This is a genomic window from Streptomyces sp. PA03-6a (assembly GCF_033792765.1).
Taxonomy (GTDB): Bacteria; Actinomycetota; Actinomycetes; order Streptomycetales; family Streptomycetaceae; genus Actinacidiphila.
In genome coordinates, this window is sequence record NZ_JARAVK010000391.1 from 1 (window position 1) to 5,725 (window position 5,725).

6 protein-coding genes are annotated in these 5,725 nt (G+C 74.4%); 4 read left to right on the forward strand and 2 right to left on the reverse strand.

What is annotated here, in order from left to right; all coding sequences use genetic code 11:
* Window positions 1–712: PAS domain-containing protein (locus tag PV350_RS43780; protein ID WP_500338944.1), on the reverse strand; the 712-nt coding region annotated here is incomplete at its 3' end.
* 153 nt (window positions 713–865) lie between these two features.
* Here PV350_RS43780 and PV350_RS43785 point away from each other — a divergent pair.
* The 3 genes from PV350_RS43785 to PV350_RS43795 all read left to right on the forward strand — a co-directional run bounded on the left by PV350_RS43785 (window position 866) and on the right by PV350_RS43795 (window position 3,575).
* Entirely contained in the window at window positions 866–2,284 is a 1,419-nt protein-coding gene (locus tag PV350_RS43785) for a DUF2252 domain-containing protein (RefSeq protein WP_500338945.1), read from the forward strand.
* Window positions 2,285–2,365: 81 nt separating this feature from the next.
* The gene (locus PV350_RS43790; RefSeq protein ID WP_499512857.1) at window positions 2,366–3,193 is read left to right on the forward strand and encodes a hypothetical protein; all 828 of its coding nucleotides are present in this window, start codon (window positions 2,366–2,368) and stop codon (window positions 3,191–3,193) included.
* 49 nt (window positions 3,194–3,242) lie between these two features.
* The gene (locus tag PV350_RS43795; RefSeq protein ID WP_499512856.1) at window positions 3,243–3,575 is read left to right on the forward strand and encodes a rhodanese-like domain-containing protein; all 333 of its coding nucleotides are present in this window, start codon (window positions 3,243–3,245) and stop codon (window positions 3,573–3,575) included.
* Between the two features lie 27 nt (window positions 3,576–3,602).
* Here PV350_RS43795 and PV350_RS43800 read toward each other — a convergent pair whose 3' ends face one another.
* Entirely contained in the window at window positions 3,603–4,736 is a 1,134-nt protein-coding gene (locus tag PV350_RS43800; RefSeq protein WP_500338947.1) for an acyl-CoA dehydrogenase family protein, read from the reverse strand.
* A 204-nt stretch (window positions 4,737–4,940) separates the two neighbouring features.
* On the opposite strand from PV350_RS43800, the gene PV350_RS43805 reads away from it, so the two are divergent.
* Complete coding sequence (locus PV350_RS43805) at window positions 4,941–5,624, forward strand: DUF5819 family protein (RefSeq protein ID WP_500338949.1); 684 nt, start codon at window positions 4,941–4,943, stop codon at window positions 5,622–5,624.
* Window positions 5,625–5,725 lie beyond the last annotated feature (101 nt).

The window sequence follows — 5,725 nt, forward strand, 5'->3', positions numbered from 1 at the left end:
GGGTGGGCCGTGCGGTGCGGCCGGTGGCGGGGTTCGCGGCGGGCTGGGCCACGGTCGTGCCGTGCTCCTCGGGGAGCACGGGGAGCAGCACGGTGCCGTCGACCTCCACCGCCGGGTAGCCCAGGGGCACGATCTGACGCACGATCCGGTCCAGCCGGCCCGCGCTGACCCGGGGCAGCACCGAGCCGAGCCGGCCGGCCAGGTGCTCGGCGTGCGCGGGGTCGGCGGCCGGGGCGAGGCGCGGGATGATGCGGACGGCGCCGCGGGCGGTGGTGCCGTCGGCGGTGTAGGGCAGCAGGTGGTCGCCGAGCGCGAGGCGCGGCCCGGTGTCGCGCAACGGGCGGGCGTTGGCGGCGATCACCAGCAGGCTCCGGCCGGCCGGCTCCATGATGCGGTAGGACCACCACACCACGTCCTTGACGCCGCCGTCGCGGTCGGTGGTGGGCAGCGATCCGGCCCAGGCGGACCGGGTGAACTCGTCCAGCACCTCCAGGGCGTCCTGCTCACCGGGGTGCCGGCCCGCGGTGTGCGGCAGCAGTCCGGCCGCCGGGCGGCCGAACACGCCCTCCCAGCGGTGGCCGAAGAGTTCCTCGGCACCGCGGTTCCAGTACGAGATGTCACCGTCGGGGCCGACGCAGAGCACGGCGAGGCGTACGAGCGCGGAGACACCGGTGGCTGCGAGCGGGGTCGTGGTCGTGGGAAGCCTGGTCATCTCGTCCAACGTCGGGCACCTGCGGTTCGGCTGCGGTTCGGCGCGGAAGGCTGAAGGAGCATCAGGGTCGGGTCTTCACCGTCCAGGCAAGCATGAAACATCGGACGCGGTCCGGTAAATGGCTAGATTGCCCCCAGGAGTGACCAACCGGGCATGGCCCGTGGGGAGGACGAGCACGTGGAGCACAGGCTTCCGCACATCGCGGGGTTCCAGAGATGGCCGCACGACGGCGCGCCCAAGCGGGAGGGCAAGGCGCTGCGGGAGGCGGTGCCGCGCGAGGCGCACGCGGTGTTCACTCCGGGCGCCGACCGGCCGGGCGCGGTGGAGGCGGTGCGGGAGTCGAGCCTCGGACGCATCCCGGAACTCGTCCCGCTGCGGGTGGGGAGGATGGCGGCGAGCCCCTTCGCCTTCCTCCGCGGCTCGGCCGGGCTGATGGCGGCCGACCTCGCGGGCGGCCCGGTCACCGGGATCGGCGCCCAGATCTGCGGTGACGCGCACGCCGCCAACTTCGGCCTGTACGGGGACCACCTCGGCCGGCTGGTCATGGACATCAACGACTTCGACGAGACCGTCCACGGCCCCTGGGAATGGGACGTCAAGCGGCTCGCCACCTCCCTGGTGCTGGCCGGGCGCGAGGCCGGGGCGGACGAGGACGCGTGCCGGGGCGCCGCCTTCGACGCGGTGGGCGCGTACCGGCGCACCATGCGGCTGCTGGCGAAGATGCCCGTGCTGGACGCCTGGCACGCCATCGCCGACGAGGAGCTGGTCACGCACGCCGACGCCCGCGACCTGGCGGGCACGCTGCGCCTGGTGGCCGGGAAGGCGCGCCGCAACACCAGCGCCAAGTTCGCGGCGCGGGCCACGGAGGAGGTCGAGGGCGGCGGCCGCCGCTTCATCGACGCGCCCCCGGTGCTGCGCCGGGTGCCGGACGGGGAGGCGGCGGCGGTCGCCGGAGCCCTGTCGGACGGCGGCTACCTCGCGACGATCGGTGAGGACCGGCGGCCGCTGCTGGCCCGGTACGCGGTGCACGACGTGGCGTTCCGGGTGGTCGGGACGGGCAGCGTGGGCACGAGGTCGTACGTGGTGCTGCTCCTGGACCACCTCGGTCAGCCGCTGGTGCTCCAGGTGAAGGAGGCCCGGCCCTCCGCGCTGCTGCCGTACCTGGGGAAGGCCGGGTTCGACGCGCCCGCGGTGGAGCACGAGGGACGGCGCGTCGTGCTGGGCCAAAAACGCATGCAGGTCGTCAGCGACAGCCTGCTGGGCTGGGCCGACGTGGACGGCCGTCCCCACCAGGTACGGCAGTTCCGCAACCGCAAGGGCAGCGTCGACCCCGCGGAGCTGGAAGCCGGCTTGATAGACGACTACGCGCGGATGACGGGTGCGCTGCTGGCCCGGGCGCACGCGCACTCCGCGGACCCCCGGCTGATCGCGGGCTACTGCGGCAAGGGCGGGCAACTCGACGAGGCGGTCGCGGCCTTCGCGGTCGCGTACGCCGACCGGACCGAGGCGGACCACGCCGAGCTGGTGGCGGAGGTACGGGCCGGGCGGATCGCCGCGGAACAGGGTGTGTGAGGGCCCGGGCGCCGGTGTGCCGGGGCAGGTACCAGGCCGTACCCTGTGACCGGCGCCCCCCACTCCTCGTAGGCTGGACCGGTGACGAATTCTCCCGGCACCGAGTCGGCCCCCGGCACCGAGTCGGCCGCCGCATCCTCCGAACCCCAGGACCGGCTGGCCCAGGCCGTGCGTGCCGCCGAGCGGGCCCTGATCGAGTTCGAGATCGCCGTGGAGACCTTCAGGGTGGAGGTCGAGAACTTCTCCCGGCTGCACCACCAGAAGCTCGGCCCGATGTACGCCCGGCTCGACGAGCTCGACGCGCTGATCGCGGAGGCGGTCGCGGCCAAGAGCGGCTCCCGCGAGGACATCCAGCGCGCCTGGGAGGCGCGCGCCCTCGTGATGCCGATGCCGGGGGTGGAGGAGCTCTTCGAGGGCCTGCTCGGCTCGGACGGGGTCCGGCCCCAGGAGGACCCGAACCCGCCGCGCCGCGTACGGCCCGGCAAGGAGGCGCAGCGGCTCTACCGCGAGCTGGTCCGCAAGGCCCACCCGGACCTGGCGCAGGACGAGGCCGAGGTCGAGCGCCGCAGCGAGTTCATCGCTCGGGTCAACGAGGCGTACACCTACGCCGACGAGCAGCGGCTGCGGGAGCTCGCGGAGGAGTGGGAGGCCGGGCCGGTCCCGGAGGAGGAGCAGCCGAGCGAGGCCGAGGTGCTGTACGCGCGGCTGGAGTGGCTCGCGCAGCGCAAGGAGCGGCTCGCCGCGCTCGCCGCCGACCTGGAGAACAGCGCGATCGCGCAGATGATGAAGCTCGCCCCGGAGGACCCGGACGGGCTGCTCAACGAGATCGCGGAGAACCTCCTCAACCAGGTCGCCAACCGGGAGGCCCGGCTGGCGGAGCTGGTGCGCTCCTCGAAGGGGTCCGATTAGCGCGTCGGGTACGTTCGACGTGCACGCCCCGACCGAAGGAGTCCGTTCCATGTTCTACGCCCAGCTGCCCGCGGTGGACGCGGCGCAGGTCCCCGCCGACGGCTACCTGCTCGACGTCCGGGAGCACGACGAGTGGGACGCCGGGCACGCCGAGGGCGCGGTGCACATCCCGATGGGCGAGGTCGTGGCCCGCATCGAGGAGGTCCCGGCGGACCGCCGGGTGCACGTCGTGTGCCGGGTCGGCGGCCGCTCGGCGCAGGTCGCCCAGTACCTGATCGCGCAGGGCCTCGACGTGGTGAACGTCGACGGCGGCATGCTCGGCTGGGAGGCCGCGGGCCGCCCGCTGGTGACGGACGGCGCGGGCCCGGCGCACGTGCTCTGAGGCCTTGCGCGGCGGCCCCGGAGGCCGTCAGGCCTCGGCGGCCAGCAGATCGCCCAGCTCCTCCTCGTGGGCGGCGGCGGGGCCGAGGGAGAGCTCCAGCTGTTTGGCCCAGGCGTGGTAGCGGTGCAGCGGGTAGTCGGTGTCGGCGCCGAAGCCGCCGTGCAGGTGCTGCGCGGTCTGCACCACCCGTCGTACGCCCTCCGAGGCCCAGATCTTGGCGACCGCGACGTCGGCGGGGTCCAGCCGCCAGGCGGCCTGCCAGCAGGTGACCTCCATCGCCTGCAGGTCGATGTAGCGGTCGGCGGACTGCATGGCCACCGCCTGGAAGGTGGCCAGCGGGTGCCCGAACTGCTCGCGCTTGGCGGTGTAGGCGCCGGTCATGCGCAGGACGGCGGTGCCCAGCCCCAGCGCCAGGGCGCAGGTGCCGGTGGTCAGCAGCCGGCGCAGCCGGTCCCAGGCGCCGTCGGCGGTGATCACGTCGCCCGCGGGGACGCGGACGGCGTCCAGCCGGAGCTCGGCGTGGCGCTCCCCGCTGGTCGAGATCTGTTCGGCCGTGGTGACCGCCTCGCGCGGGACGAGGGCGATGACCGTACGGCCTCCGGCGGCGGAGGCCGGGACCAGGACGAGGTCGGCGTGCGGGGCCCAGGGGACGGCGGTCTGGACGCCGTCGAGCAGCCAGTCGCGGGCGGCGCCGTGCCCGTGCCCGTCCGTGTCCGCGTCCGCGTCCACGGGCCGCGCGGTGACGGCGAGCTCCGCGCCGTCGTGGCCGGTGCGGCCCGCGGAGGCGACGGTCAGGACGAGGTCGCCGCGGCCGACCGCGGGCAGCAGCCGGGCGCGCAGCTCCTCGGGGCCGTCGCCCTGCACGGCGAGTGCGGCGGCACAGGTCTCCAGCAGCGGCACCCGGGCGAGTACGGCCCCGGCCTCGCGCAGCACCAGGCACAGTGCGACCGGGTCGAGACCGGCCCCGCCGTACGCCTCGTCGAGCACCAGCCCGAGGAGGTCGGCGGCGGCCAGCCGGCGCCACAGCGGGCGGTCGAAGTCCTCCGCCACCGCGCCGGCGGTGAGCGCGGGGCTCGGTACGGCGTCGGGGGACACGCCGGAGAACACCGCCCGTGCCGCCTCGACGGCCGCCAGCTGCTCCTCGCTGAAGCTGAAGTCCATGGCCCGACCTCCCGGACGCGTCCATTCTGACGGTGTGTCAGATTAGGCGGACCGGGCGGGGAAGTCCACATCCCCGTCGCCGTCTCCCTGCCCCTGCCCGTGGCGCCCGCGGCCCGTGCTGACCGGGACGGCTGTACCGCACGTGTGTGGCATGAGTACCGTTCCGTGCTGAGCGGACACGGGGAACACGAGCGGAGAACCACGATGGAGCCACCCGAGGAGTCCGGGGGACCGGCCGGGATAGCCGCGCTGTCGCCACCGGCCCGGGCCGTGGTCGCGCTGGCGCTGGCCGCGACCGCGGTCGGCGTCGCGGTGCACCTGCTCATGGTCTTCCTGCACGTCGCGCCCACGAACACCGCCACCAAGAAGCACGGCGACCTGGTGGGCAGCTACATCTACCCCGAGTTCGAGCAGAACTGGAAGCTCTTCGCACCCAATCCGCTCCAGCAGAACATCCACGTCTGGGCGCGCGCCGATGTCCACAAGGACGACGGCACCGACCAGGTGACCGGCTGGATCGACCTCACGGCCATGGACATCGCCGCCATCAGGCACAACGTCCTGCCCAGCCACACCCAGCAGAACGAGCTGCGCCGGGCGTGGAGCTTCTACGCCGCCTCCCACGGTGAGAAGGACAAGCCCATCGGCGTGCGCGGCGAGCTGAGCAGGCAGTACCTGGAACGCATCGTGGAGGACCGCATCGGGCCCCGGCTCGACGGCGGCGACGTCGTCCGCCTGCAGGTGCGCACCGGCACCACGCCGGTCGCGGCCCCCACCTGGAGCCCCGAGGAGATCGACACGCGCACCACCTTCCAGGTGCTGCCCTGGTGGAACGCGCACGCGGCGGACGAGGACGAGGGAGCTGGGAGCGGGGAGGACGCGTCGTGAGCGAAGCCGTGAACGAGTCCGCGCACGGGGCGGCCGCGGAGCCCGTGGACCGCCCCGTACCCGAGCCGGCGGCGTCCCGTGGCCGCCCGGCCCCCGCCGCC